Source organism: Pantoea sp. MHSD4 (assembly GCF_021043305.1).
Taxonomy (GTDB): Bacteria; Pseudomonadota; Gammaproteobacteria; order Enterobacterales; family Enterobacteriaceae; genus Pantoea; species Pantoea eucalypti.
Window position 1 is genome coordinate 1,084,238 of sequence record NZ_JAJNDH010000001.1, and the last position, 25,069, is coordinate 1,109,306.

The following is a 25,069-nucleotide window of genomic DNA, read 5'->3' on the forward strand; positions in this document are numbered from 1 at the left end:
AATCTGTTCCCCTCCTTCATTCCTTAAAATGCCGTTTCGCAGCAAGGTTAATCCCTGATTAATCGCAACGGTTTTAGAGGAGAAGTTGAGTGAACAGATTATTTGTTACCGGCACCGATACCGCAGTGGGCAAAACGGTGGTGTCACGCGCCCTGTTGCAAAGTTTTATACAGACCGGACACAGTGCAGTCGGCTATAAGCCTATCGCGCGATGTGCGGTTAAAACCCCGGATGGCCTGCGTAACAAAGATGCACAGGTTCTGCAAAGCGCGTCCTCCATCGACTTGCCTTATCAGGCAATCAATCCGCTGGTTTTCCAGGAAGAGGAGATCTGCACCCATCCCGCGCAGATCATCGACTATGGGTTGCTGACTCAGGGCTTAACCCGCCTGATGCAGCAGGCCAGTCGCGTGGTCGTTGAGGGCACAGGCGGCTGGCGCAGCCTGATGAACGATGGCCGTCCGCTCTCCTGCTGGGTCGTTGAGCAGCAACTGCCGGTGGTGCTGGTGGTCGGCATCCAGTCGGGCTGCATCAGTCACGCCTTGTTGACGGCAGAAGCAATTGCGCAGGATGGTCTCCCGCTGCTGGGCTGGGTAGGCAATCGTATTAACCCAGGACTGGCGCACTACAGCGACATTATCGGGATTCTGCGCGAAAAAATCGGCGCACCGCTGCTGGGCGAACTGCCTTATTTACCGCGTGCCGAACAACGCGACCTCACACCTTATATCGATATTTCCCTGCTGGAGCCGGACAGTTTGCACGCTGTGAGTGCAAAGATCGCCTGATTATGAAACAAAACAAGTCATCTGAGTCGGGAGTGAGCCTAAAGTTTCAGGCTCGTTTTCGACTCTCTGCAAAAATTTCTGTTTATATTTGAATGGCCTGACGCAGTTAACGCGAAACAACAACGTCATGGCGCAAAAAATGCATTAACTCCGCTTATCACAGTGAGCCGGAGTATCATCATGTCGCATTCGCACGAGAAAGGTTTGTTATATGGGCTTGAGGCCCGCATTGGTCCCGCCCCGGCGTTTCTGGCCGCATTGCAACATCTGCTCGCCAGCGTAGTGGGGATTATCACGCCACCGCTGATTATTGGTTCAGTTCTGGGATTAAATGCCTACATTCCTTATCTGATAAGCATGTCGCTGTTTGTTTCAGGGTTAGGCACTTTTATGCAGGCCAGACGCTTTTATGGCATTGGCGCGGGCATGATCTGCCTGCAGGGCACCAGTTTCGCGTTTCTCGGTGTGATTCTCTCCGGTGGGCTGATGGTGAAAGGGCGCGGCGGATCGCCAGAAGAGATTATGGCGATGTTGTTTGGCTGCAACCTGGTGGCAGCGCTGATTCCGATTCTGATTAGCCGCTGTGTGGGCTCACTGCGCAAAGTCCTGACGCCGGTTGTGACCGGCACAGTGATTACTCTCATCGGCATCAGCCTGATCAAGGTGAGCATCACCGACTGGGCTGGCGGTCACAACGCCACAGATTTTGGTTCGCCGGGGAATCTGGCGCTGGGAGCGCTGACGCTGCTGGTGATTGTGGCGCTTAACCGTTCGCGCAACCGCTGGGCAAGGCTGGTGGCAGTGGTGGCCGGCATCGCGGTGGGATGCGTGGCGGCAGTCTTAACCGGACATTTACAACTGCACGTCGCGCCGGAGAGCAGCTGGATGGTACTGCCAGCCTTCTTCCGGTTTGGTTTCGCCTTTGACTGGACTATCTTTCTGCCGATTGCACTCGTGTCGGTCATTGCCGTAATTGAAGCCGTTGGGGATCTCACGGCCAACTGCCTGATTTCACAGCAGCCCATCGCTGGCAAGCCTTTTCAGCAGCGGCTGCAGGGCGGTATTGTCGCTGATGGCCTGAGCTGTGTGCTGGCGGCGGTTTTCTCCGCCTTTCCTAACACCACGTTTGCGCAAAATAATGGGGTTATCCAGATGACGGGCGTTGCCAGTCGTTACGTAGGCATGCTCTTAGGCATTATGCTGGCGCTACTGGGGCTTTTTCCTTTTGTTGGCTCGCTGCTGCAGCAGATCCCGCCGCCAGTCCTTGGCGGAGCCACTATTGTGATGTTTGGCAGCGTCGTCGCTGCGGGTATCCGGGTGATGACACAGACGCCGCTGGGCCGCCGTGAGATGCTGATTGTCGCAATTTCATTCGGGATTGGTCTTGGCGTGGAAGCGGTGCCGGAGGTACTGAAGCAGTTCCCACCGCTAATTAACAGTCTGTTTGGTCATGCGGTAACGACCGGCGGTATGCTGGCGATTATGCTCAATCTGGTACTGCCAGACGAGGCATCTGCCGTGGAAGAGGTTGAGGCGGAAACACTGACTGAAAGTTAAAAGCTGAATAACGCACAACCGCTGAAGTTGCTCTGACAGACGGCTCAGAAATTCAAAGCGATGGGAGCATACGCCAGTAGCAAAGCATCGCGGACCAGGGATGGTCCGCGCTGAGCCCGCCAGGGATGGCGTGGTTTGCGTCTTTGCGGAGGGCGTAAGCTCCCTGAGCTGGTAATAAATTAACAGTCATAATACGCCGTGACTTAACTGGCTTTAAGATGGAGTCGGCGAGGGGAATAGGGCCAGAGCGGCCCTTTTTCTGACTTATATCACTATTACGACATTATGGATTCAGACGACGACGGGTTCGACCCGAGCTGAGGTAATCCGCGATGTAATCCTGCGAAATCTCCCCGCTGTAGCGACCCTCTTCATCGACTATTGGCATCCAGACTGTATTGTGCTCATAGAGTTTGGACAACACCACGCGCAGGTTCTCTTCCGCTTTACCGGTGACCTTAAAGGTGTGCAGCTTCTCTTCACAACGGCCACTCACGTTACGCGCCTCGCGACGCTTCACGAAGCCCAGCGGCTTACCATCCTCATCGACCACGGTAATCGACCGCATATCGTTCTCATCCATGGTGCCAAAGGCTTCATCCAGTGGCGTTGAGCGGCGCACGGTGATGGTCGGCTGCTGATCGGTCACGTCTCCCGCCTGCACCAGTAACAGACGCTTAAGCGTGCGGTCCTGACCCACAAACGAGCCAACGAAATCATTGGCCGGAGTCGCCAGCAACTCATCCGGGCTGGCGCACTGCACGATTTTACCCTGACCAAAGACGGCGATGCGGTCGCCGAGCTTGAGCGCCTCATCGATGTCGTGGCTCACCAGCATCACGGTTTTCTTCAACTGGCGCTGCATGTCGAGGAACTCGTTCTGGATCACTTCGCGGTTAATCGGGTCAACGGCACCAAACGGCTCATCCATCAGCAGCACCGGTGGATCCGCGGCCAGGGCGCGAATCACGCCGATACGTTGCTGCTGACCGCCGGACATCTCACGCGGATAGCGATGCAGGAACTTAGTCGGGTCCAGCGCGACCATGCTCATCAGCTCAGTGGCACGTTCACGACACTGCTTCTTGTCCCAGCCCAGCATGCGTGGCACTACAGTAATGTTCTCCTCGATGGTCATGTTGGGGAACAGGCCTATCTGCTGGATGACATAGCCAATGTTGCGACGCAAAGTGGTGGTGTCCTGGGTACTGGTATCTTCACCGTTGATCAGGATGCGGCCACTGGTGGCGGGGATCAGACGGTTAATCATTTTCAGCGTGGTGGTCTTACCGCAGCCCGATGGCCCCAGCAGCACACACATCTCACCGGCAGGTACGTGAAGGCTGACGTTATCGACGGCTTTGTTAGTGGTGCCGTTTTTCTGGGTAAAGGTTTTCGTCAGGTTTTCCAGCGTAATCATTATCGAATCCCCTTTGGAGTCAGCGCCTGCTGCAAACGGTGCAGCAGCCAGTCAAGAAAAATAGCCAGCAGACAAATCATCAGTGCCCCGGCAATCAACATACGAATATCACTGCCGCTGATCCCATCGAGCAGCAACTGGCCCAGACCGCCCGCGCCAATGACGGCAGCAATCGCCATCACGCCAACGTTCATCACCACGGCGGTACGGATGCCGCCAAAAATCACCGGCAGCGCCATCGGGATTTCAACCCAGCGCAGACGCTGCCAGAAGGTCATGCCGATGCCACGGCCCGCTTCACGCAGTCCATCCGGCAGATTCTCCAGTGCGGTGTGAGTGTTGCGCACAATCGGCAGCAGTGAGTAGAGGAACACCGCGGTGATCGCTGGCAGCGCGCCGATGCCCTGACCGATCAGCGAAAAGACCGGAATCATCAGACCAAACAGCGCAATAGTAGGAATGGTCAGCACCACGGTAGCGATACCGAGTATCGGCGTTGCCAGCCATCTGACACGCACGATCAGAATGCCCAGCGGCACGCCAATCACAATGGCCAGGCCGACCGCCACCAGCACCAGCCAGCTGTGCTGCCAGCTCAGGGTGAGCAGGGTGCTCCAGTTATCCATGATGTAGTGAAGGGTATCCACAGTGCCTCCTTACAGCATGTTTTTGGATTGAAGGAAATCACGCGCCACGTTTTCCGGTGACTCATGATCGATATCGACCCGCTTGTTCAGCTCTGTGATCGCCTCATCAGTGATCTGAGCAGAAAGCTGATTAAGCGCGGTATCCAGCCCCGGATGGCTCGCCAGCACATCCTGACGCACGACCGGCGTCACGTTGTAGCTCGGGAAGAAGTGTTTATCATCCTCCAGCACTTTCAGGTTGAAGCCCTTAACCCGTCCATCGGTGGTGTAGATCAGACCGGCATCGACGAATCCATCGCGAATGGCGTTGTAAACCAGACCCGGGTCCATCTGGCGGATCTGCGGCCGATCGAGCGCCAGGTTATAGGTTTTCTGCAGGGGTTTCAGGCCGTCAGAACGACCGGCGAACTCCAGATCCAGCCCCAGACGCCAGTTATGATCCGGGTCAGATTTCCGCACCTGCTCAATTTTCGCAACCAGCTGCGAGAGGGTGGTGATGCCTTCTTTTTCGGCCCGCTCACGGGTCATGGCAAAGGCATAGGTATTGTTCATCGGTGCCGGATTAAGCCAAACCAGTCCCAGCTTTGCATCCAGCTTTTTGACCGTTTCATAGGCCTGCTGCGAAGACATCGGCTTGTTGATATGGTTGAAGATAATCAGTGAGGTGCCGGTATATTCCCAGGTCATATCAATCTGCTTGTTCAGCAGTGCATTACGACCAATGGTAGTGGCGATATTACGTTTAGGGACCACCTCAAAACCTTTCTTCTGCAACCACAGCACCGTCATCGCGGACAGGATATGCTGCTCGGTAAAACTTTTGGTTGCCATCACCAGCGGGGTGGCAGCCTGCGCCGTCTGGCTTAGCAGCAGCGTCGCAGTCAGCGCGACAACGCTTTTCTTAATCCACTTCGTTAGCATTACAAAGCTCCTTGTGGTCAGGCCGCAGCATGCGGACTCAGAAAGCGGCCCAGTGCGGCCAGCAGCATATCCAGAACCAGTGCCACCAGTGCGGTGGCAACGGCGCCCAGAATCAGTGTCGGGAAGTCATTCAGATAGATGCCCGGGAAGATCAGCTCACCAAAGCTGCTGGCACCAATCAGGAAGGCCAGTGGAGCGGTACCGACGTTGATGGCGGTGGCGATGCGCACGCCTGCGAGAATGACCGGCAGGGCGTTGGGCAGCTCAACCTGACGCAGACGTTGCCATTTGGTCATGCCGATGCCGTTGGCGGCCTCAATCAGCGACGGAGGAACCGCGCTCAGGCCAGAGAAGGTGTTTCGAACGATGGGCAGCAATGACGCCAGAAACAGCGCAATCAGCGCCGGACGATCGCCAATGCCGATGATTACCATCGCCAGCGCCAGCACCGCGAGCGGTGGCAGTGTGTTTCCCACATTGAAAATCTGCATCACATATTCTGCCCAGCGACGCGCAAACGGGCGACTGAGCAGGATGCCGCTGGGAATACCGACCAGCAGAGCGAACAACATTGACCAGAAAACTAAGAAGAGGTGCTGCTGCCCGAGATAGAGCAGATCGACTTTACGTGCGACCAGTTGATCCCAGCCTAAGCCCCAGATCAGTGCTGCGATCACCGCGACCACTGCAAGCACTGCCAGACCGGCGCGTTGGGCCAGTGAAGCATTTTGCATAGGAGAATCTCCCTGATGACGATCTCATTTGTTATAACAACCATAAACAGTCCGACAGGCGCGACAAAAACTGCCACCGCACCCAAAACCGAAACTGCGATAAAATGTAGATAAAATGACTGTTTACCCACTCTTTTTCAGCGAATACCGAATAAGATGGGGTAATGCTATAGCAGGCCTTTTTTGCACAAGCCAGCTTTTAAGCCATATATCAGGCAGATAGAAACAGGTTAAAATGGTGTTAAAGCCGCATAGCCGCTGGGTTAATGCGACAATAAAAAAAATTCATCGACATTTGGTGACAACGTCACAGATGACGCAAAAGATGCGCACGCGCGGGAAACTGCACTGGCTGTTTTTGAGCTAGCCTTGCAGATAAAAAAAGGAACCCTATGACTGAAAGCGCACAACTCCAGACCGGACATCGCCACTGGATCTTAATTGCCTGCATGCTGGCGATGTTTATGGCGGCCATTGAAGTGACGATTGTGGCTACCGCAATGCCCACTATCATTGCTGACCTTGGCGGTTTTTCGCAGTTTGGCTGGGTCTTCTCCATCTATCTGCTGACTCAGGCGGTCAGCGTACCGCTCTATGGGCGGCTGGCGGATATGGTGGGGCGCAAAACGATGTTTTTTGTCGGGACCGCCATCTTCCTGGTGGGATCGGTGCTGTGTGGGTTTGCCCATACGATGACCTGGCTGATCCTGTTCCGGGCATTTCAGGGCCTGGGCGCGGGCGCGATTATGCCGCTCAGCTCGACCATCGTGGCGGATATCTATTCACCGCGCGAACGGGCCAGCGTGCAGGGCTGGCTCTCCAGCGTCTGGGGTGTGGCGGCCATCGTCGGGCCACTGACCGGGGCCTGGCTGGTGCAGCACTTTAGCTGGTCGGTGATTTTCTGGGTTAACTTGCCGATTGGCCTGATGAGCATGCTGATGCTGGCGCGCTGGCTACCGTCGCACCAGAAGGAGGAGAAATCACAGCCGCTGAATCTGGCAGGAAGCGGCTGGCTGATGCTCTGCGTGACGGCCCTGCTGGTGGCGCTATTGCAGGCAGAACAGCTGGGCATCTGGCTGGTGCCGTTTCTGATGTTCTCGCTGTTTGCGGGCTGGCAGCTTAAATGCCATGAGCAACGTTCAGCAGCACCGCTGTTTCCGCTGATCATCTGGCGCAGCCGGCTTATCGTGGCGGGTAATGCGGGCAATCTGATTATCGGGGCGGCCATGATGGGCATCAGCGCGTTTTTACCCACCTGGATTCAGGGGATCCGCGGCGGCTCACCGTTGCAGGCGGGCAGTGTGCTGGCGATGATGTCGATTGGCTGGCCGCTGGCCAGTACCCTCAGCGGCAGACTGATGCTGCACACCTCCTACCGCTTTACCGCACAGCTTGGCGCGCTCTTGCTGGTGACGGGCAGCGCCCTGCTACTGTTCTTACAGCCCGCAAGCTCTCTCTATCAGGCGGGCTTTACGGCGTTTCTGATCGGGACTGGCATGGGGATGACCAGCACCACGTTCCTGGTTTCTGTGCAGAATCAGGCGGACTATCAGATTCGTGGCATCTGCACCGCTTCAATCATGTTCAGCCGGATGATCGGCTCGGCGGTGGGAACGGCGATTATGGGCGCAGTGCTGAATCTGAATCTGCAATGGCGACTGCAACAGGTACAGGATCCGGTGCAGCAGATTATGTCAGAATCCAGTCGTCAGCATTTGCCGCCGGAAACGCTGCAACAGATGGTTGCGTCCATCGCGACGTCATTGCACTGGGTATTTGTGGTGGCACTGGTGATTGCGCTGTTTGCGGTGGGTGTGGCCTGGATGATGCCACGTCAGCGGCCGGAACAGGCGGACTAGCAGGCAGGGCGACAGGATGTCGCCCTGATGTGACGCTGACTACTGAGCAGGCGAGTCCTGTGAACTGCCGGCACTGGCGGGGACACTGGCTTCCTCGTCACGGCCTGTACGCTTATAAACAATCTTTTGTGTGTCGTTTTCACAATGTCCGACGACCTGACCGCCCGCCTGATCAACCTGATCGTTGGCGACGACGTCGAGACTAAAACCTGACTCAGGCACACCGTTCTGAATAATTTTCTGGCTGATATCGGCTTTCACCGACTCACAGGATGCCTGTGCCATCAGCGGCAGAGCTAAAAACGCCGCGCTTAACAAAACCCTCTGTATCTTCATCACGTCTTCCTTATGTTAGTCGTCCGTCATTACTATAGCTCAAAATTACGGCGCAACCGGGCGACCTGAACGGCGGTCCAGGCAACGCAGGGTGTTGGGTTCCCAGTAAGCGTTGAGATTAAGGCTCTGCTCGCATTTGTCGCGGGTGTCATAGGCGCGATCGGCCTTATCAAACTCTTTTTCGACGCGGGTGTTCACTTTGTTACGCAGCATGCGCGTGTCATTCCATTGCTCTTTATCCTGGCGCGCCGCTTCATTGCCTAGCGCGGTGCTGCCATCTTCAATGATCAGACGATTCGTATTCGCACTGGCAGTGAATGCCGCAGAGGAGATCAGAACCAACAGCACGGCAGGGATCATTTTTTTCATCACAATATCCTTAAGTTAACGCAAACATCGCCTTCCGGGACGTCTGTTGCAGCGGGTATGCTTTAAGCCTGGCCCACCAGCCGTCATTGTTGCTGTAAGTCCGGACAGGGAAAGCGCGAAGCAATCCGGCATATACGCGTGGTGATGGTGAGCACTGCCCGGGTTCAGGCTAAAAATAAAATAGCCCGATGACAGAGATTCTTATTATATCATCGCCGTTTCTTCGCTCACCAGTGGTGAGTCATTTGTTTACGTTCAGGAGAGGTTAGGGTGCTGATTAAAACCGCCTTGCTGTTTTTTATTACCGCGCTGGCGGAGATCATCGGCTGTTTTTTGCCCTGGTTATGGCTAAAAAAAGGCGGCTCAGCCTGGCTGTTACTGCCTGCAGCGGCGAGTCTTGCGCTGTTTGTCTGGCTGCTGACCCTGCATCCTGCCGCCAGTGGACGGGTCTATGCTGCTTACGGTGGCGTCTATGTGCTGACTGCGCTGCTTTGGTTGCGGGTAGTGGATGGCGTGAAGCTAAGCGCGTGGGACTGGAGCGGGGCAGTGATCGCCTTCAGCGGCATGCTGATCATCGTGATGGGCTGGGGACGCGGATAGCGCCAGCCGGACGGACTGGCGCTGCAGAGGCTTAAGGCTTATGGACTTTCAGGCCTGCCAGCGTCTGGCTGACCGGCATCATTTCGAGACTGTTGATGTTGACATGCTTAGGCAGCGTGGCAACCCACCAGACCGCTTCTGTCACATCTTCGGGTGTTAAAGCCTTTGCGCCTTCATAGACCTGGCCCGCTTTGTCATCATCGCCTTTAAAGCGCACATTGGAAAACTCCGTGCCGCCGACAAGGCCGGGCTCGATATCGGTGACGCGCAGTGCCGTACCGTGCAGATCGGTTCGCAGGTTAAGGCTGAACTGACGGACAAACGCTTTGGTTGCACCATACACGTTGCCGCCGGCATAAGGCCAGCTACCGGCAATCGAGCCAATGTTGATGATGTGGCCGACATCGCGCTCTACCATGTGGGGCAGCAGGGCGCGGGTCATGTAAACAAGGCCTTTGGTGTTGGTGTCGATCATGTTTTCCCAGTCTTCAACATTGGCTTTGTGCGCAGGTTCAATCCCCAGCGCCAGACCGGCGTTGTTAACCAGTACGTCAATATTGCGCCACTCTGCCGGTAAGTGCATGACCATCTCTTCAATGGCGGCACGGTTACGCACATCCAGCTGCACCGTATAAAGATTCTCGCCCAGCTCCTCCTTCAGCGCTTTTAAACGCTCGGCGCGGCGTCCGCTGGCAATGACTTTGTGACCATTCTCAATAAAGCGGCGGGTGATGCTTTCACCAAAACCGGCGGTCGCGCCGGTGACAAAAATAATCATCTCACTGTTCCTTATGCCATTTTCAGAGTCGATGACTTCACCATAGCATTTCATTTCCGCTTCTGCGCGTTGAAAAATCGCCAGGCCTGTAAATGGAATTTACCGGTTAACTGACTGCGCCTTTTCAGGGCAGGCTGCACCTAAAAAGGGCACGTTTCCCTCCGGCAGGCCATACTCAGAATGATCAGTTTACATAAAATTGAGTCGCAACCGTTTGCCTCCGTTCCGCAAACGGTTGCTAAACCATCTGTGGTGATTTATGTTGCGCAACAGGCAGTAAATGATTTATTTGATTGATTTATAAGGATTTTACGGCTCACCAGTTCTGGCACGCAGGTTGCAAGGCTATAACAGGAGATTTCCCTGCAACTATTCTATCGCGCTTTCAGAAAGGACAACCCATGCTATCAGCAACCGACACGGCGATTCGCGCCAGCTTCTTTGACTTTACTGGTGTCGTGGATCAGCCCGACGACCTGGCCGGTAAGGCGCGCTATCTGGAAGATGCGGTGCTGTTGCTGCGTGACGGACGCGTAGCAGGGCTGGATAGCTGGGAGAACAGCGAGGCGATGCTGGCAGGCCATCCGATTACCGATCTGCGCGGCAAACTGATCGTACCTGGCTTTGTCGATACGCATATTCACTATCCACAGACAGAGATGATTGGTGCGTTCGGCGAACAGCTGCTGGAGTGGCTGAATCACTACACTTTTCCGGTTGAAGCGCAGTATCACTGTCCTGACCATGCGGCCAAAATGTCCGCCTTTTTCCTGCATCAGCTGCTCTCAAATGGCACTACCAGCGCACTGGTGTTTGGTACTGTCCATCCGCAATCGGTGGAGGCGCTGTTCAGTGCCGCAGAAGCCCTGAACATGCGGCTGATTGCCGGTAAAGTGATGATGGATCGCAATGCGCCCGACAATCTTACCGAAACCCCGGAGCAGAGCTACCAGCAGACACGGGCGCTGATTGAGCGCTGGCATAATCGTGGACGGCTGAGCTACGCCCTGACGCCGCGTTTTGCGCCGACCTCCTCCCCGCAACTGCTGGAAAAAGTGCAGCAGCTGCGCCAGGCATTTCCGGATACCTGGCTGCATACCCATCTCAGTGAAAATCCACAGGAGGTGGCCTGGGTAAAAGCGCTGTTCCCGGAGCGTGAGGGCTATCTGGATGTTTATCATCATCACCAGCTAACCGGGCGTCGCAGCGTCTTCGCGCACTGTCTGCATCTGGACGATAAAGAGTGGCAGTGTCTGCACGATACCGATTCTTCTATTGCTTTCTGTCCCACCTCAAACCTCTTCCTCGGCAGCGGCCTGTTTAACATTAAACGCAGCTGGCAGCAGGGCGTGAAGGTGGGAATCGGCACGGATGTCGGCGCGGGCACCACCTTTAATATCCTGCAGACGCTGGGCGAGGCTTACAAAGTAGGCCAGTTGCAGCATTACCGGCTCAGCGCCGCTGAAGCCTTTTATCACGCCACGCTGGGCGGAGCGCGTGCACTGGATCTCGACCACGCCATCGGAAATTTTAACATCGGCAAAGAAGCCGATTTTGTCGTGCTCGATCCGGCAGTCTCTGCGCTGCAGCAGCTGCGTATTGGCAATAGCAAAGATATCTGGGAAAAGCTGTTTGTATTAATGACGCTAGGCGACGATCGCAATATTGCCCAGACCTGGGTAAATGGTCGTCCGGTCTGGCAGCGCGACGCACAGGAGCAAGCCGCATGATTGAGTTTTTGTTAAACAACCAGCTGGTCAGGGAAGAGGCACTTGACCCCAATCTTACGGTGCTCAACTATCTGCGCATCCGTCAGCATCGTCCTGGTACCAAAGAGGGCTGCGCTACTGGTGACTGTGGCGCCTGCAGTGTCACCCTGGGAAAAGCCGTCAGGGGTGAGATGCAGTATGAAACGGTCAATAGCTGTCTGACGCTGGTCTCGTCATTACAGGGCAAACAGCTGATCACCGTAGAGGATCTGCGTCACGGTCGTGCACTGCACCCGGCGCAGCAGGCGATGGTCGACTGCCACGGCTCACAATGCGGATTCTGCACGCCGGGTTTTGTCATGTCGCTGTTCAGCCTGCAAAAAAACGCAGCGGGCTGGGATCGCCATCAGGCGGAAACGGCGCTGGCCGGTAATCTTTGCCGCTGCACCGGCTACCGGCCCATTATGGCTGCCGCAGAACAGCTCTGCTCCCAGCCGGTTACTGACCAGTTCGATCACAGTGCCGCCGCCACCGTGCAGCGGCTGGAGGCGCTGGCTACCCCGGACATGCAGGAGATAGACGGTGAAGGCCGCCGTTGTTTCCTGCCCAAAACGCCGGCTCAGCTGGCAGAGATCTACCTGGCGCATCCCGATGCGAAACTGATTGCCGGTGGTACCGACCTCAGCCTGCAGATTACCCAGCAGCATAAGAGAATACCGCTGCTGATTGCGCTGGAGCAGGTGGCCGCGCTTAAGGTCTGCAGTGAATTTGACGATCATTACCTGCTGGGTGCAGGTGCCTCACTGCAGCAGGTCAGTGAGTTTCTTGCCACCCGCATTCCTGGTGTCAGCGAGATGCTGCAGCGGTTTGCCTCACTGCAAATTCGTCTGCAGGGCACACTGGGCGGTAATATCGCTAATGCGTCCCCGATAGGCGATGCGTCGCCGGTGCTGCTGGCCCTCAATGCAAGTTTGCTGCTGCAGCGCGGTGAAGAACAACGCAGCCTGCCGCTGGACCAGTTCTTTACCGGCTATCGGCAGACACAGCTGGAAAAAGGGGAGTTTATCCGCGCAATTCGCATTGATAAAGTGACGGTGTCACCTGATTTTGTCGCCTGGAAAGTCTCCAAACGGCTGGATGATGATATCTCCGCCGTCTTCGCTGCCTTCAACCTGCAAATCGAACAGGGCGTGGTGAGTGGTGCCCGCATCGCCTTTGGCGGTATGGCGGCGACGCCAAAACGCGCCCACCACTGTGAACAGGCGCTGATGGGTCAGCCACTGAATTCCGTGACGGTGTCACCTGCCGCTGCCGCGCTTGCGTCTGATTTCCAGCCGCTTTCCGATTTTCGCGCCAGCAGTGACTACCGTCTGCAGGTCGCCCGTAACCTGCTTCGCCGCTACTGGCATCGCCATAACGGCGAAATCACCTGCCTTGAGGTCTCTCGCTATGTCTCATAACCGCCCGGAACTCAACGAAGAGGTCATCAAGGCCCAGTATGCCGCCGATTTACAGAGCGGCGTAGGCCGGAGTAACCGCCATGAAAGCGCGGAGAAACATGTCTCTGGCGAGGCGCATTTTATCGACGATAAACCGGAGTTGCCGGGTTTACTGCATCTCTGCCCGCGTCTGAGTGAACACGCGCATGCGCGCATCGTGAATATTGATGTGCAGCCCTGTTATGCCGTGCCGGGTGTCGTCAGCGTATTAACCTGGCAGGATGTGCCGGGCATCAATGATGTCGGGCCGCTGGAGCCGGGCGATCCGCTGCTGGCGCATGACAAAGTCGAGTACCTGGGGCAGATCGTGATTGCCGTCGCGGCGGACTCCCCTGACGCTGCACGTCTTGGCGCGGCCGCAGCGGTGATCGAATATGAGGTGCTGGAACCGCTGCTGGATGTAGAGCAGGCGCTGGCGCAGGGCAGCTTTGTACAGGAACCGCACATCCATCAGCGCGGTGATGTGGACGCGGCACTGGCGCGTGCGCCGCATCGGGTGAGCGGGTCGTTTCATATTGGCGGCCAGGAGCATTTCTATCTGGAAACCCAGACGGCAATGGTCATCCCTGGTGAAGATCAGCAGCTGCAGGTCTTTTCTTCCACCCAAAACCCCACGGAAGTGCAGAAGCTGGTGGCGGAAGTCATGGGCATCAGCCTGAATAAGGTGACGATAGATATGCGCCGTATGGGCGGCGGCTTTGGTGGCAAAGAGACGCAGGCCGCCGGTGTCGCCTGTCTCTGCGCCATCGTAGCCCGTCAGACGGGGCGGGCGGCAAAGATGCGACTCTCACGCCGCGACGACATGCGCGTGACCGGCAAGCGCCATCCTTTCTTTGTGCGTTACGAGGCAGGCGTTGAGGAGGATGGCCGGCTGTGTGGCATCAAAATCGATCTGGCCGGTAACTGCGGTTATTCGCTGGATCTGAGCGGATCCATTGTCGATCGCGCCATGTTCCACGCCGATAATGCGTATTACCTCGGCGATGCGTTGGTCACGGGCTATCGCTGCCGCACGAATACCGCCTCCAACACCGCCTATCGCGGTTTTGGAGGACCGCAGGGTATGGTGGCGATTGAACAGATCATGGATCACATCGCCCGCCACCGTGGGCTGGATCCGCTGGCGCTGCGCAAGCGTAACTATTATGGCAAGCAGGATCGCAACATCACCCATTACCACCAGCAGGTCGAGGACAATCTGCTGGATGAGATTACCGAACAGCTGGAGCAGAGCAGCGACTATCAGGCGCGTCGCGCGGAAATCACGGCGTTTAACGCCCGCAGTTCGCTACTGAAACGCGGTCTGGCGCTGACGCCGGTAAAATTTGGCATCTCATTTACCTCCAGCTTCCTTAATCAGGCGGGCGCGCTGATCCTGATTTACACCGATGGCACGGTGCAGCTGAATCATGGCGGCACCGAGATGGGCCAGGGCCTGAACACCAAGGTGATCCAGATTGTCGCCGAAGTACTGCAGATAGAGACCGATAATATCCAGATTACCCCCACCGACACCGGTAAAGTGCCCAATACTTCGCCTACGGCGGCCTCCAGCGGTGCTGACCTCAACGGTAAGGCGGCGCAGAATGCGGCTGAAATCCTGCGCGATCGCATGACCGCCATGCTCTGCGAACTGCATCAGTGCGACGCAGCGGCGGTGAGCTTCCGCAATGGCGTGGTACGTGCCGGAGAAAAACATTACACCTTCGCTGAGGTGGCGAAACTGGCGTGGCTGAATCAGGTGCCGCTCTCTGCCACCGGCTACTATCGCGTACCAGGCATTCATTACGACCGCGTTGCCGGGCGCGGCACGCCATTCTATTACTACGCCTATGGCGCGGCCTGCTGCGAGGTCGTCATCGACACCTTAACCGGCGAATCCCGCCTGCTGCGCGCCGACATCCTGCATGACGTTGGTGCCTCGCTGAACCCGGCCATCGACATCGGTCAGGTCGAAGGAGGCTTTGTCCAGGGTGTCGGCTGGCTCACCTGCGAAGAGCTGGTGTGGAATGACAAAGGTCAGCTGCTGACCGACGGTCCCGCGAGCTATAAAATTCCCGCCATCAGTGACGTGCCGGCGGATCTGCGGGTCACACTGGTGGAGAACCGCAAAAACCCGAAAGACACGGTCTTCCACTCCAAGGCCGTTGGCGAACCGCCGTTTATGTTAGGGATAGCTGCCTGGTGTGCGCTGCAGGATGCGGTCGCCAGCGTGGCGGATTACCGCCAGCATCCGTTGCTGGATGCGCCCGCTACACCGGAGCGCATCTTCTGGGGCGTGCAGCGTCTGTCGGGAGCCATTGATGATCTATCATGACTGGATAGGCGTGCTTCACCAGTTGCGTGAAAAACGGCAAAGCTGCGTGCTGATTACCGTGCTTAGCGAGCACGGTTCGGTGCCCCGTGACAGCGGCAGCAAAATGGTCGTCACACAGCAGGAGAGTTTTCTCACCATCGGTGGCGGTCATCTGGAATTTGCGTGTATCGCCCAGGCCAGGGCGATGCTGCAGGATGGGGCGACCGCGCCACATACCGAAGATTTCAGCCTCGGCGCGCGGCTTGGACAATGCTGTGGTGGCAAAACGAAGATTTTGTTTGAGCCGCTGCTGCAGGCGCAGCCGGAGATATTTCTGTTTGGTGCAGGTCATGTCGGACAGGCACTGGTTAACCTGCTGGCGACGTTACCCTGTCACATAAACTGGATTGACAGCCGTCCGGCGCAATTTTCCAGCGTCCCTGCGGGCGTAGTGACCTGGCAGCCCGATGATCCGCTCGATTGCGTGGCGCAGGCGCCTGCGGGCAGCTACTTTATTATCATGACCCACCATCATCCGCTGGACTTTGAACTGTGTGAAGCGGTACTGAAACGCGGGGATTTCCGCTATGCCGGATTAATCGGTTCGGCGACGAAAAACCAGCGTTTTCGCTACCGGCTGGCAGGCAAGGGCGTTCAGAGCGAATCACTGGCGCGCCTGCGCTGCCCGATTGGTCTGCCGGATGTTAAAGGCAAGCTGCCCGCCGAGATTGCGGTGGCGATTGCCGGTGAAATTATCTGCGTTTATCAGCAACATATCACCTGAGTTGTGGCCTGCGCGACAACCTGTCAGGATAAGACTTTGCGATGCCCCATCAGGAGCGAACCATGAACGCCCGTCAGAATCCCTTCTTTAGCGTCAGCACACTGCCTTATCATGCTCCGCCTTTTGACCAGATAGAGGAGCAGGATTTCCTGCCTGCGCTGCAGGCGGGCATCGAAGAGAAGCGTCAGGAGATCGAGGCGATCGCCCTGAATAGCGAAGCGCCCACCTTTCTTAACACCTTTGAAGCACTGGAGAAGAGCGGACAGCTGCTTAACCGGGTCAATCTGGTCTTTGGTGCCATGACCTCGGCCCATACCAGCCCGTATCTGCAGCAGGTGGATGAGGAGATAGCGCCCCAGCTTACCGCGCTCAACGATGACATCATGCTGAACCGGCCGCTGTTTTCACGGCTCGACGCGGTCTATCTGCAGCGCGCTAAACTGGATGCTGAATCAAAACGTCTGGTTGAAGTGATCTGGCAGCGCTTCCAGCTGGCGGGGGCCAATCTGCCCGAGGCGCAGAAACAGCAGCTTAAAGCGCTGAATCAGGAGGCCGCACGCCTCGGTACGCGCTTCACCAACAGACTGCTGGCTGCCACCAAAGCGGGTGGTCTTGTCGTCAATGATTTGCAGCAGCTGGCGGGTCTGTCGCCGGCCGATCTGGCCGTAGCACAGGCGGAAGCGCAGGCGCGCGGGTTGGAAAAAAGCGGGTTGCTGGTGCTGCAGAACACCACGCAGCAACCGGCGCTGCAGAGTCTCGCCGATCGCGCAACCCGTGAAGCGCTGTTTAAGGCGGGCGTGACGCGCACGGAAAAAGGGGATGAAAACGACACCCGCGAGCTGGTGTTAAGGCTGGCGCAGGTCAGGGCGGAGCAGGCCCGGCTGCTGGGATTTGCCAGCTATGCGGAGTGGAAACTGCAGGATCAGATGGCCAAAACCCCCAAAGCAGCGCTGGCCTTTATGCACAACATCGTGCCCGCTGCGCGCGCCCGTGCCGAACGCGAAGCCGCGGCTATCCAGCAGACTATCGATAAGCAGCAGGGCGGCTTTACCCTGCAGGCCTGGGACTGGCGTTTTTATGCTGAACAGGTGCGGCGCGCCCGCTATGACCTCGATGAGAGCCAGATTAAGCCCTACTTTGAGCTTAACTCGGTGCTGCAGAACGGGGTGTTCTGGGCGGCGACACAGCTCTATGGCATCCGTTTTACCCCGCGACAGGATCTGCCGGTTTATCATCCTGATGTGCAGGTCTATGAAATTTTCGATGCGGACGAGACGCCGCTGGCGTTGTTCTATACCGACTTCTTTAAGCGTGACAGCAAAGGCGGCGGTGCCTGGATGAGCAACTTCGTCAACCAGTCGACGCTGCTCGACACCAAACCGGTGATCTATAACGTCTGTAACTACACCAAACCGCCCGCCGGTGAACCGGCGCTGCTGAGCTGGGACGACGTCATTACGATGTTTCATGAATTCGGCCACACGCTGCACGGCCTGTTTGCCAGTCAGCGCTATCCGAGCCTGTCGGGCACGGAGACCCCGCGCGATTTTGTCGAGTTTCCTTCGCAGATCAATGAGCACTGGGCCAGCGAGCCGGCGGTGTTCCGCAACTACGCTCGCCACTATCAGACGCATGAGCTGATGCCCGCTGAGCTGCATGAAAAGATTGTCCGGGCCGCAACGTTCAACAAAGGTTATGAGATGAGCGAGTTGCTGGCTGCCGCGCTGCTGGATCTGCACTGGCATAGCCTTAACCGTGATGCCGCGCCGCAAAGCGTGGAGGGATTCGAGCAGCAGGCGTTGCAGAGCGACAATATGGCGCTGACAGCGGTGCCGCCGCGCTATCGTTCCAGCTATTTCCAGCACATCTGGGGCGGCGGTTATGCCGCAGGGTATTACGCCTATATCTGGACGCAGATGCTCGCCGACGATGGCTATCAGTGGTTTGCGGAGCATGGCGGATTGACGCGTGAGAACGGCGATATCTTCCGACAGAAAATTCTGTCACGTGGGAACAGCAGCGATCTTAAAACGCTGTATGAAAGCTGGCGGGGCGCGGCCCCACAGCTTGAGCCGATGCTGAAAAATCGCGGTCTGGCGGATTCATAATGAAAAGGGCTGTCACCATGACAGCCCTTTTGTTATTGGGGCTAGCCCAGCGGGCCACCTTCAATGGTTTCGCACATTCCGGCCAGCACCCGCTCACCGGTTTCGTTTTTCAGTGACTGATACCACTCCGCCGTGACCGCCGGGTCGCGAGCATGGGTAACATCACAGCGTTTGCGCGCTTTCAGCACCAGATCTTTGACCCGCTCAACGCGGCGCGCCTGATAGCGTAGCAGCGCATCTTCGATGCCCAGCGAATGTGAGGCCAGCGTCGACGCCAGCACCACAGCATCTTCCATCGCCGCGCAGCCGCCCTGACCAATATCGGGGGTGGTGCTGTGGGCTGCATCACCCAGCAGAGCAACGCGTCCTTTCACAAAGCGACTAAAGGGTTCAATGTCGTGGATCTCAACCCGGTTGGTGGTGTCGGGATTAATCGCCGCGATCAGCTGCTGTACCGACTCCGCCCAGCCCTGGAAGTAGCCGGTTAAATCGGCTTTCACGGTGCTGCGATCCTGCGGCAGACCTTTCGGCAGCGGCACATCAAAGAAGAAGTAGAAGCGATTACCGCTGACCGGCATCAGCGAAACGCGTTTGCCGTCACCGACAAAGGTAGTCCACTGATCGGCGGGTGCAATCCGCTCGTCAATGGTGACCAGCCCATTCCAGTTAACGTAACCGGCGTAACGGCGCTCCAGCTTCTCTTCCAGCACATATTCACGAATCACCGAATGGGTGCCATCGGCAGCAATCAGAAAATCGCCGGTGGCCTGACTGTTGTCAGAAAAGGTGGCGATCACGCCGTCTGCGGTCTGTTCAACCTGGATCACCCGCTTACCAAACTGCACCCGTTCACGGCCAAAAGTATCAATCAGCATCGCCTGCAGCTCTGCACGCGCTACCGGATAAGGGTATTCACCAACCTGTTGAACCAACGGCGCCATGCTGAAGCGGGTCAGAGGTACGCCGGTCGCGCCGTCGTGATAAGCCATAAAGGCCATGTTACCGCCCAGCTCACGCAGCGCGGCTTTCATTCCCAGCGCATTCAGGCATTTAACGCCGTTGGGCCAGATGGAAATCGCCGCGCCGACAGGCTTCATTTCCTGCACCGCTTCGTAAACTTCCACGTCAATTCCGGCTTTCTCCAGCGCAATGGCGCTGCTCATTCCGCCAATACCGCCACCAATCACGATTGCTTTCATAATGCTCTCCTGTCTGCATAGACTTTTCCTGCAACTTTTGTACCAGAGGGAGGCCTACAGGGAGAGTGAGTAGAAAAAACAGGTTAATCAGTACGTTGACATATAATCTCTGAGGTGGCTGCGTCGTCTGATTGCTGACCTCATGCACTTAAATGTGGCAAAAGGTCGAATCAAAAGGGTGCAGTGATCATTTTTTCTGCATCGATTGTTTCATCATTCATCAGGTGCAGTCGGTCAGTTTCAGAGCCATTTATCCTTCAGCGTGCATTGTCGGCGGCTTAGCCTTATACCCGTTTTAATTTGTTTAAAAATTATAAACTAAATCACCCGCTTCCCTGAAATCAGCCCGCCCGGGCAGCGCCACATTCTCATGACACACAGCACACCCTTTTCCGTGGCTTTGCCTATTTATCGGACAATAATGCGCTGTGACGTTATCAGAAAGCCTTGTTCAGTACAGGCGCGCAGGCACGACGAAGGCCTTCCGGTTATGGCTTTTAATGATTAGTAAAGTTAATTATTTCGAGGCGAAACGGTCTTTTAGGATATTGCTCAAACGCATCTGGCACGATCGCGTGATATAGATCACTCTGGACATAAAGGACTCTGGAAAACGACCATGAAAGTTGGAATCACGAATAACCAGTATCCGGAGCAACGTAATATTTTAGTTAATCCGGAACACCAGTACATCAATCTGAAAAAGAGCAATCTTTTCTATTTTATCAACCCGTTACGAACCCGATTGCTCAAGAAAAACAAAACCTTTGTCTTTCAGCCTGTGCCTTTTTCAGGGGCAGCGCGGGCTGACATCCTGCATCTGTTTAATGAGGTTGCGATTACCCGACAGAAGTGGGTCGCCTCATTTGAGACTGAGCTGCCGCGCGTGCTGCCGGTGGCTGGCGTAGCCAAGCAGGATAACCCTGAGCTGCAACGCCTGATCCCCTATCTGTTAAAAGACAATTGCCTGGGGCTGATTGCCATTTCCGACGCCACGCTGAACATTCAGATGAAGCTGTTCAAAGCGGATGTCGCCCGGCAGATTCAGCGTAAAACCGTGGTGCTGCATCCGCCACAGACGCTGTTTGTTCAGCAAAAAGCGCCACGCCAGTCAGGTACGCTCAGGCTGATTTTTGCCGGTAACGAGTTCTACCGCAAAGGCGGAGCCGAAGTGGTGCTGGCTATCAGTGAGCTGATTGAAGAGAAGCGGCTGGATGCGTCGCAGCTGGATGTGCAGCTGATTGGTGATCTCGCTAAGCGCCGCAACGTTGCTCACCGCCAGTTCCAGGATGACGAGGCTTTTTACCGCGACATTGAGAATCGCATCAAACGCCATCGCTGCTTTACGCATCATACCCAGATGGAAAACAGTGCGCTGATGCAGCTGTTCCGCCAGAGCGATGCCGGCCTGTTACCGACCTGGCAGGAAACCTACGGGTTTTCTGTACTGGAAATGCAGGCTAATGGCTGCCCGGTGATCACCAGCAACGTGCGTGCATTGCCAGAAATTAACCCGGATAGCGCGGGCTGGGTGCTGGCGAGTCCGCTGAACGCGGACCGTGAATACAGCATTACGTCAACAGAGCAGAAAACGCAGCTGCGACAGTCCCTGGTGGAAGGGCTTAAATCCACGCTGCTCGCCATCATCGAACGGCCTGAGATGCTGCAGGAGAAAGGCGAGGCGGCGATTCTGCGCATCAAAGAGCAGCATGATACCGGGCGCTACATTGCCCGGCTCAACGATATTTACCGTCGTGGCGTAGTGAATGCCACTTAACATCCTCCTGGTGTCTCAATTTGATTAGATTTCTCTGACGGCGCGCGCCAGACTAGCCATACTTAGCGCAGCGTCCCACTGGAGAACTCTTATGAAAATTATCCTCACTCTGCTGCTGTCCGGATTACTGGGCAGCAGCGCCTTCGCTCAGCCCGCACCGGTTTTTCCGGCCCGCGCGCCTCTGGTTCAGCTGACCCCTGCGGCAGCCCGCTGTGATGTCTCCGCCTGTCAGACCAACTGCTACGTCGAGCAGTCACACTGCAACACCCGTGAAAACGGTGCCTGCAGTTCAGAGGCGCAGATGTGCGTACAGGCATGTGCCAGCCAGTGTAAATAATTCATTTCAGTGAAGAAGCCTTTAGTTGCCAATGAAAAAGTCTGTGTTTTATTTTGCTTTACTGTCTCTTTCTGCCAGCTGTGTTGCCGCCGATCTCTCTTCACAGCAGGTCACTTCTCTGGTTAAAGCCGCGATCGAACCGCTGATGGAGCAGCAGGCGATCCCGGGCATGTCGGTGGCGGTGCTTTACAAGGGCCGGGCGCAGTTTGTGAACCTCGGCGTGGCCGATCTCGCATCAGGCCGCCAGGTGACGGAAAATACGCTGTTTGAGCTGGGTTCGGTGAGCAAAACGTTTACCGGTACGCTGGCAGGTATCCTGATCCGCAACGGTGACATTCGCCTCAATGATCCCGTACAGAAATACTGGCCGCAGCTGACCGGTGAACAATGGCGTCCGGTGAGGATGCTGCACCTGGCGACCTATACCGCCGGTGGCTTACCTTTACAGCTGCCGGATGAGGTTACCGATCAGGCCTCACTGCTGCGCTTTTATCAGGAATGGCAGCCAAAAGCATCACCAGGCACGCTTCGTCAGTACTCTAACGCCAGTATCGGTCTGTTTGGCTCGCTGATGGTGAAGGGGGATTATGAGCAGGCGATGGCGCGCAATGTGTTTCAGCCGCTGCGGCTGACGCGCACTTATATCACCGTGCCGCCCTCAATGATGCTGGACTACGCGTGGGGCTATAAAAAGGGTCAGCCGGTTCGGGTTTCCCCCGGCATGCTGGATGCCGAAGCGTACGGCGTTAAATCCACCGCGCGTGACATGCTGACCTTTATGCAGGCCAACGTCGATCCTAATCGCCTCTCCTCGGGCAACACTGTGTTGCGTAATGCTATCCGCACCGCACAGTCGCGCTATTTCAAAATCGGCAGTTTCTGGCAGGGACTGGGCTGGGAGATCTATGATTTGCCTGCCACTGCCGACACCATCATCAGCGACAGTGACAATGGTGTTGCGTTACAACCGCGGCCAGCGACCCTGCTAAATCCGGTCGGGCCTTCACTGAACGCCAGTTGGGTGCATAAGACCGGTGCCACCAATGGATTCGGTGCTTATATCGCGTTTATCCCTGAGCAGAACAGCGGCATCGTGATGCTCGCCAACAAAAATTACCCCAATCCGCTGCGCATAAAGGCCGCCTGGCAGATTCTGCAGGCGTTACATCAGGGCACGCCTTAATACCTATCTGCTTACTCTGCGACGGGGTAAGGCTGGCACCTCCTGTTCATTTGAGCTAAAATAAAAATCAAATGAACAGGAGGGCTGCTATGTCCATCGCCATCTATACACCCGCTCAGCATCGTCGCGATACGTCGTTGCTGCATGCACTGAACCTGCCGGATACGCTGCCCGATGCGCACCAGCGAATTGCAGTGGGGTTCAGCAGCGGCGTGCTGAAACGCACGGCGTCATTGTCCACCTTTGACGAAGGCTGGCTATGCCGTCTGGCGGGCATTGACCGCACCACATATAACCGCAAAGTGAAAGATCCTGATCAGACCTTTTCGCCCGACCAGAGCGGACGCATCTACATGCTGATTCGTGTTCTCTCTGCCGCCAGTAAACTGTTCCGCGACGACAGGCAGCGCCTGGTGCAGTGGCTGGAAACGCCGGCTAAAGCGCTGGGAGGTAAAAAACCGGCGGAAATGACCACCACGGTAGCGGGTGCAGAAGCGGTCATTAACCTGATTGGTCAGCTTGAGCATGGCGTGATTACCTGATGGCGGTGCCTTTTTACCGTCTGGTGAAGCGTGAATATGCAATGACCGCTTTTGATGGGTTTGGTGCCCGTACTTATGGCGGGCGCTGGAACTCTGTGGGCACGGTTTGTGTTTATATGGGATCGAGCCGGGCGCTGTGTGTGCTGGAGGCCTTAGTGCATCTCACCATTCAGGATCTGGCGCATGACTACGCTATGCTGGCGATTAGTGTGCCAGAGGCTCTGATCACCGAGCTCTCGCTGTCGGCATTGCCCGACGACTGGCAGACCGATCCTGCACCCGCCTCTACACGGCAGATTGGAGACGACTGGCTCGCCAGCCCGGACAACGGCCTGGTGCTCAAGGTGCCCAGCACGCTGACCGGTGAGTGGAATGCGTTGTTCAATCCCCGTCATCCGGCGGCGGCCGGCATCGTCAGCAAGGTGGTGGTGGAGCCGTTTTTCTTCGATCCGCGCTTCCGGCTGCAGTAGGGCGCTAACAGGCTTTCCCGGTCACCTCGCGCAATCTGAACAGGCACACCAATGCCATTCGGTTGCCACCGTGGCGGCTGGGTAACGAAACGAAAGAAAGCGGGACAAAAAAATGGCCGCATAACGCGGCCATCGGGATATTGTTACAGCGTGCCGGTACCGCCATCAGAGCACCAGACCTGACCGGAAGAGTAACTGCTTTCGGTTGAGGCCAGCGTGACATAGAGCGGGGCGATTTCAACCGGCTGGCCCGGGCGACCCATCGGTGAATCGGCGCCAAACTGTTTCACTTTCTCCATTGGCTGTCCACCGCTGGACTGCAGCGGCGTCCAGTAAGGACCTGGGGCAACAGCATTGACCCGGATACCCTCGCCACCCAGCTGTTTAGCCAGTGATTTCGTAAAGGCGACAATGCAGGCTTTGGTCTGCGCATAATCCAGCAGAATATCGCTGGGTTTAAACGCCTGAACCGAAGAAGTATTAATAATGGATGCACCGCGTGGCAGATATTCCAGCGCCGCTTTGGTGATCCAGAACATGGCATACACGTTAGTTTTAAACGTCGCATCAAAATCTTCCGTACTCAGGGTACGGATGGACTCATTAAATTGCTGACGACCGGCGTTATTCACCAGAATATCCAGACCGCCTAATTTATCGGCTGCGTCTTTAACCAATTGCTGACAAAATTCTTCAGAACGAATATCGCCCGGAATAGCGAAAACTTTACGGCCTTCCGCTTCGATTAATTTAACCACTTCATCAGCGTCGGGCTGTTCTTCAGGCAGGTAATTGATCACTACGTCTGCGCCTTCGCGGGCATAAGCGATAGCTACCGCGCGGCCAATGCCGGAGTCACCACCGGTGATAAGCGCCTTACGGCCAGTCAGTCTGCCTGTGCCGCGATAGCTGGTTTCACCGTGATCGGGAACCGGGATCATTTTGCTGGCCAGGCCTGGTGCCTGTTGTGGCTGATCCTCAAAAGGAGGTTTAGGGAATTGATCCAGATCGAGCGTCTTGTTAGTGGGTGTCGCCATTGTATGCTCCTTGAACAACGTTATCTGAGACATTAAGCCTGGCACAAATGTGATATTTGTCACATCTGACTGCTGATTCATTGAGCAGGTAAAACCAGAAGAAATTAATAATGCTGATA

At 56.2% G+C, this 25,069-nt stretch carries 23 protein-coding genes; 14 read left to right on the forward strand and 9 right to left on the reverse strand.

What is annotated here, in order from left to right; genetic code table 11:
* The first annotated feature begins 89 nt into the window (after window positions 1–89).
* Together bioD and LQK91_RS04995 are read left to right on the forward strand one after the other, a co-directional pair.
* Entirely contained in the window at window positions 90–788 is a 699-nt protein-coding gene (gene bioD / locus LQK91_RS04990; RefSeq protein WP_008925219.1) for a dethiobiotin synthase, read from the forward strand.
* Window positions 789–968: 180 nt separating this feature from the next.
* The gene (locus LQK91_RS04995; RefSeq protein ID WP_105099167.1) at window positions 969–2,345 is read left to right on the forward strand and encodes a nucleobase:cation symporter-2 family protein; all 1,377 of its coding nucleotides are present in this window, start codon (window positions 969–971) and stop codon (window positions 2,343–2,345) included.
* 283 nt (window positions 2,346–2,628) lie between these two features.
* On the opposite strand, the gene osmV is transcribed toward LQK91_RS04995, so the two are convergent.
* Genes osmV through LQK91_RS05015 form a run of 4 tightly spaced genes read right to left on the reverse strand, consistent with a single transcriptional unit; the run spans window position 2,629 to window position 6,067 of the window.
* The gene (osmV, locus tag LQK91_RS05000; RefSeq protein ID WP_003853663.1) at window positions 2,629–3,765 is read right to left on the reverse strand and encodes an osmoprotectant ABC transporter ATP-binding protein OsmV; all 1,137 of its coding nucleotides are present in this window, start codon (window positions 3,763–3,765) and stop codon (window positions 2,629–2,631) included.
* Window positions 3,765–4,412 carry an osmoprotectant ABC transporter permease OsmW gene (osmW, locus tag LQK91_RS05005; protein WP_003853661.1) on the reverse strand — a complete coding sequence of 216 codons (648 nt, stop codon included), beginning with the start codon at window positions 4,410–4,412 and terminating at the stop codon, window positions 3,765–3,767. Before osmW ends, osmV begins: the two co-directional genes overlap by 1 nt.
* A gap of 9 nt (window positions 4,413–4,421) precedes the next feature.
* Window positions 4,422–5,333, reverse strand: coding sequence for a glycine betaine ABC transporter substrate-binding protein (locus LQK91_RS05010; RefSeq protein WP_008925216.1), 912 nt, complete (start codon window positions 5,331–5,333; stop codon window positions 4,422–4,424).
* A gap of 17 nt (window positions 5,334–5,350) precedes the next feature.
* Window positions 5,351–6,067: an ABC transporter permease gene (locus tag LQK91_RS05015; protein WP_003853657.1), complete on the reverse strand. Its 717-nt coding sequence runs from the start codon at window positions 6,065–6,067 to the stop codon at window positions 5,351–5,353.
* A 392-nt stretch (window positions 6,068–6,459) separates the two neighbouring features.
* On the opposite strand from LQK91_RS05015, the gene LQK91_RS05020 reads away from it, so the two are divergent.
* A complete protein-coding gene (locus tag LQK91_RS05020; RefSeq protein WP_105099168.1) occupies window positions 6,460–7,926 on the forward strand; it encodes an MDR family MFS transporter in 1,467 nt (488 codons plus the stop codon).
* A gap of 39 nt (window positions 7,927–7,965) precedes the next feature.
* On the opposite strand, the gene LQK91_RS05025 is transcribed toward LQK91_RS05020, so the two are convergent.
* Together LQK91_RS05025 and LQK91_RS05030 are read right to left on the reverse strand one after the other, a co-directional pair.
* Complete coding sequence (locus tag LQK91_RS05025) at window positions 7,966–8,262, reverse strand: DUF1161 domain-containing protein (protein WP_105099169.1); 297 nt, start codon at window positions 8,260–8,262, stop codon at window positions 7,966–7,968.
* A gap of 45 nt (window positions 8,263–8,307) precedes the next feature.
* Window positions 8,308–8,631, reverse strand: a complete 324-nt coding sequence (locus tag LQK91_RS05030; protein ID WP_003853649.1) for a DUF1283 family protein — start codon at window positions 8,629–8,631, stop codon at window positions 8,308–8,310.
* A gap of 273 nt (window positions 8,632–8,904) precedes the next feature.
* Here LQK91_RS05030 and LQK91_RS05035 point away from each other — a divergent pair, with 273 nt between their 5' ends.
* Window positions 8,905–9,231, forward strand: coding sequence for a YnfA family protein (locus LQK91_RS05035; protein ID WP_033743086.1), 327 nt, complete (start codon window positions 8,905–8,907; stop codon window positions 9,229–9,231).
* 31 nt (window positions 9,232–9,262) lie between these two features.
* Here the strand turns inward: LQK91_RS05035 and ydfG are convergent, their stop codons facing one another.
* Complete coding sequence (gene ydfG, locus LQK91_RS05040; protein WP_039660213.1) at window positions 9,263–10,009, reverse strand: bifunctional NADP-dependent 3-hydroxy acid dehydrogenase/3-hydroxypropionate dehydrogenase YdfG; 747 nt, start codon at window positions 10,007–10,009, stop codon at window positions 9,263–9,265.
* A gap of 401 nt (window positions 10,010–10,410) precedes the next feature.
* Between ydfG and guaD the strand changes: the two genes are divergently transcribed.
* The 5 genes from guaD to dcp all read left to right on the forward strand — a co-directional run bounded on the left by guaD (window position 10,411) and on the right by dcp (window position 18,405).
* The gene (gene guaD / locus LQK91_RS05045; RefSeq protein WP_105099170.1) at window positions 10,411–11,739 is read left to right on the forward strand and encodes a guanine deaminase; all 1,329 of its coding nucleotides are present in this window, start codon (window positions 10,411–10,413) and stop codon (window positions 11,737–11,739) included.
* Window positions 11,736–13,178 carry a xanthine dehydrogenase small subunit gene (gene xdhA, locus LQK91_RS05050; RefSeq protein WP_105099171.1) on the forward strand — a complete coding sequence of 481 codons (1,443 nt, stop codon included), beginning with the start codon at window positions 11,736–11,738 and terminating at the stop codon, window positions 13,176–13,178. The genes guaD and xdhA overlap by 4 nt, the downstream gene beginning before the upstream one ends.
* Window positions 13,168–15,534 carry a xanthine dehydrogenase molybdopterin binding subunit gene (gene xdhB, locus LQK91_RS05055; protein WP_105099172.1) on the forward strand — a complete coding sequence of 789 codons (2,367 nt, stop codon included), beginning with the start codon at window positions 13,168–13,170 and terminating at the stop codon, window positions 15,532–15,534. The genes xdhA and xdhB overlap by 11 nt, the downstream gene beginning before the upstream one ends.
* On the forward strand, window positions 15,521–16,297 hold the full coding sequence (gene xdhC, locus LQK91_RS05060; RefSeq protein WP_105099173.1) for a xanthine dehydrogenase accessory protein XdhC: 777 nt from the start codon (window positions 15,521–15,523) through the stop codon (window positions 16,295–16,297). The genes xdhB and xdhC overlap by 14 nt, the downstream gene beginning before the upstream one ends.
* A 62-nt stretch (window positions 16,298–16,359) precedes the next feature.
* On the forward strand, window positions 16,360–18,405 hold the full coding sequence (gene dcp, locus LQK91_RS05065; protein WP_039660219.1) for a peptidyl-dipeptidase Dcp: 2,046 nt from the start codon (window positions 16,360–16,362) through the stop codon (window positions 18,403–18,405).
* Window positions 18,406–18,446: 41 nt separating this feature from the next.
* Here the strand turns inward: dcp and hpxO are convergent, their stop codons facing one another.
* Window positions 18,447–19,604 carry an FAD-dependent urate hydroxylase HpxO gene (gene hpxO / locus LQK91_RS05070; protein ID WP_008925208.1) on the reverse strand — a complete coding sequence of 386 codons (1,158 nt, stop codon included), beginning with the start codon at window positions 19,602–19,604 and terminating at the stop codon, window positions 18,447–18,449.
* Window positions 19,605–20,223: 619 nt separating this feature from the next.
* Here hpxO and LQK91_RS05075 point away from each other — a divergent pair.
* The 5 genes from LQK91_RS05075 (at window position 20,224) to LQK91_RS05095 (ending at window position 23,913) form a co-directional block, all read left to right on the forward strand.
* Window positions 20,224–21,381: a glycosyltransferase family 4 protein gene (locus tag LQK91_RS05075; RefSeq protein WP_105099174.1), complete on the forward strand. Its 1,158-nt coding sequence runs from the start codon at window positions 20,224–20,226 to the stop codon at window positions 21,379–21,381.
* 91 nt (window positions 21,382–21,472) lie between these two features.
* A complete protein-coding gene (locus LQK91_RS05080) occupies window positions 21,473–21,718 on the forward strand; it encodes a hypothetical protein (RefSeq protein WP_003853633.1) in 246 nt (81 codons plus the stop codon).
* A gap of 31 nt (window positions 21,719–21,749) precedes the next feature.
* Complete coding sequence (ampC, locus tag LQK91_RS05085; RefSeq protein ID WP_008925207.1) at window positions 21,750–22,901, forward strand: class C beta-lactamase; 1,152 nt, start codon at window positions 21,750–21,752, stop codon at window positions 22,899–22,901.
* An 89-nt stretch (window positions 22,902–22,990) separates the two neighbouring features.
* Window positions 22,991–23,443, forward strand: coding sequence for a type II RES/Xre toxin-antitoxin system antitoxin (parS, locus tag LQK91_RS05090; RefSeq protein WP_003853631.1), 453 nt, complete (start codon window positions 22,991–22,993; stop codon window positions 23,441–23,443).
* Entirely contained in the window at window positions 23,443–23,913 is a 471-nt protein-coding gene (locus LQK91_RS05095; protein ID WP_003853630.1) for an RES family NAD+ phosphorylase, read from the forward strand. The genes parS and LQK91_RS05095 overlap by 1 nt, the downstream gene beginning before the upstream one ends.
* Before the next feature lie 143 nt (window positions 23,914–24,056).
* On the opposite strand, the gene LQK91_RS05100 is transcribed toward LQK91_RS05095, so the two are convergent.
* Entirely contained in the window at window positions 24,057–24,950 is an 894-nt protein-coding gene (locus LQK91_RS05100) for an SDR family oxidoreductase (RefSeq protein ID WP_003853629.1), read from the reverse strand.
* Window positions 24,951–25,069 lie beyond the last annotated feature (119 nt).

Excerpts from the sequence above, each read along its gene's own strand:
- LQK91_RS04995 (WP_105099167.1), top strand. The coding sequence starts at position 969 with ATGTCGCATTCGCACGAGAAAGGTTTGTTATATGGGCTTGAGGCCCGC.
- osmV (WP_003853663.1), bottom strand. The coding sequence starts at position 3,765 with ATGATTACGCTGGAAAACCTGACGAAAACCTTTACCCAGAAAAACGGC.
- LQK91_RS05010 (WP_008925216.1), bottom strand. The coding sequence starts at position 5,333 with ATGCTAACGAAGTGGATTAAGAAAAGCGTTGTCGCGCTGACTGCGACG.
- LQK91_RS05015 (WP_003853657.1), bottom strand. The coding sequence starts at position 6,067 with ATGCAAAATGCTTCACTGGCCCAACGCGCCGGTCTGGCAGTGCTTGCA.
- LQK91_RS05020 (WP_105099168.1), top strand. The coding sequence starts at position 6,460 with ATGACTGAAAGCGCACAACTCCAGACCGGACATCGCCACTGGATCTTA.
- LQK91_RS05025 (WP_105099169.1), bottom strand. The coding sequence starts at position 8,262 with ATGAAGATACAGAGGGTTTTGTTAAGCGCGGCGTTTTTAGCTCTGCCG.
- LQK91_RS05030 (WP_003853649.1), bottom strand. The coding sequence starts at position 8,631 with ATGAAAAAAATGATCCCTGCCGTGCTGTTGGTTCTGATCTCCTCTGCG.
- ydfG (WP_039660213.1), bottom strand. The coding sequence starts at position 10,009 with ATGATTATTTTTGTCACCGGCGCGACCGCCGGTTTTGGTGAAAGCATC.
- guaD (WP_105099170.1), top strand. The coding sequence starts at position 10,411 with ATGCTATCAGCAACCGACACGGCGATTCGCGCCAGCTTCTTTGACTTT.
- xdhA (WP_105099171.1), top strand. The coding sequence starts at position 11,736 with ATGATTGAGTTTTTGTTAAACAACCAGCTGGTCAGGGAAGAGGCACTT.
- xdhB (WP_105099172.1), top strand. The coding sequence starts at position 13,168 with ATGTCTCATAACCGCCCGGAACTCAACGAAGAGGTCATCAAGGCCCAG.
- xdhC (WP_105099173.1), top strand. The coding sequence starts at position 15,521 with ATGATCTATCATGACTGGATAGGCGTGCTTCACCAGTTGCGTGAAAAA.
- dcp (WP_039660219.1), top strand. The coding sequence starts at position 16,360 with ATGAACGCCCGTCAGAATCCCTTCTTTAGCGTCAGCACACTGCCTTAT.
- hpxO (WP_008925208.1), bottom strand. The coding sequence starts at position 19,604 with ATGAAAGCAATCGTGATTGGTGGCGGTATTGGCGGAATGAGCAGCGCC.
- LQK91_RS05075 (WP_105099174.1), top strand. The coding sequence starts at position 20,224 with ATGAAAGTTGGAATCACGAATAACCAGTATCCGGAGCAACGTAATATT.
- LQK91_RS05080 (WP_003853633.1), top strand. The coding sequence starts at position 21,473 with ATGAAAATTATCCTCACTCTGCTGCTGTCCGGATTACTGGGCAGCAGC.
- ampC (WP_008925207.1), top strand. The coding sequence starts at position 21,750 with ATGAAAAAGTCTGTGTTTTATTTTGCTTTACTGTCTCTTTCTGCCAGC.
- parS (WP_003853631.1), top strand. The coding sequence starts at position 22,991 with ATGTCCATCGCCATCTATACACCCGCTCAGCATCGTCGCGATACGTCG.
- LQK91_RS05095 (WP_003853630.1), top strand. The coding sequence starts at position 23,443 with ATGGCGGTGCCTTTTTACCGTCTGGTGAAGCGTGAATATGCAATGACC.
- LQK91_RS05100 (WP_003853629.1), bottom strand. The coding sequence starts at position 24,950 with ATGGCGACACCCACTAACAAGACGCTCGATCTGGATCAATTCCCTAAA.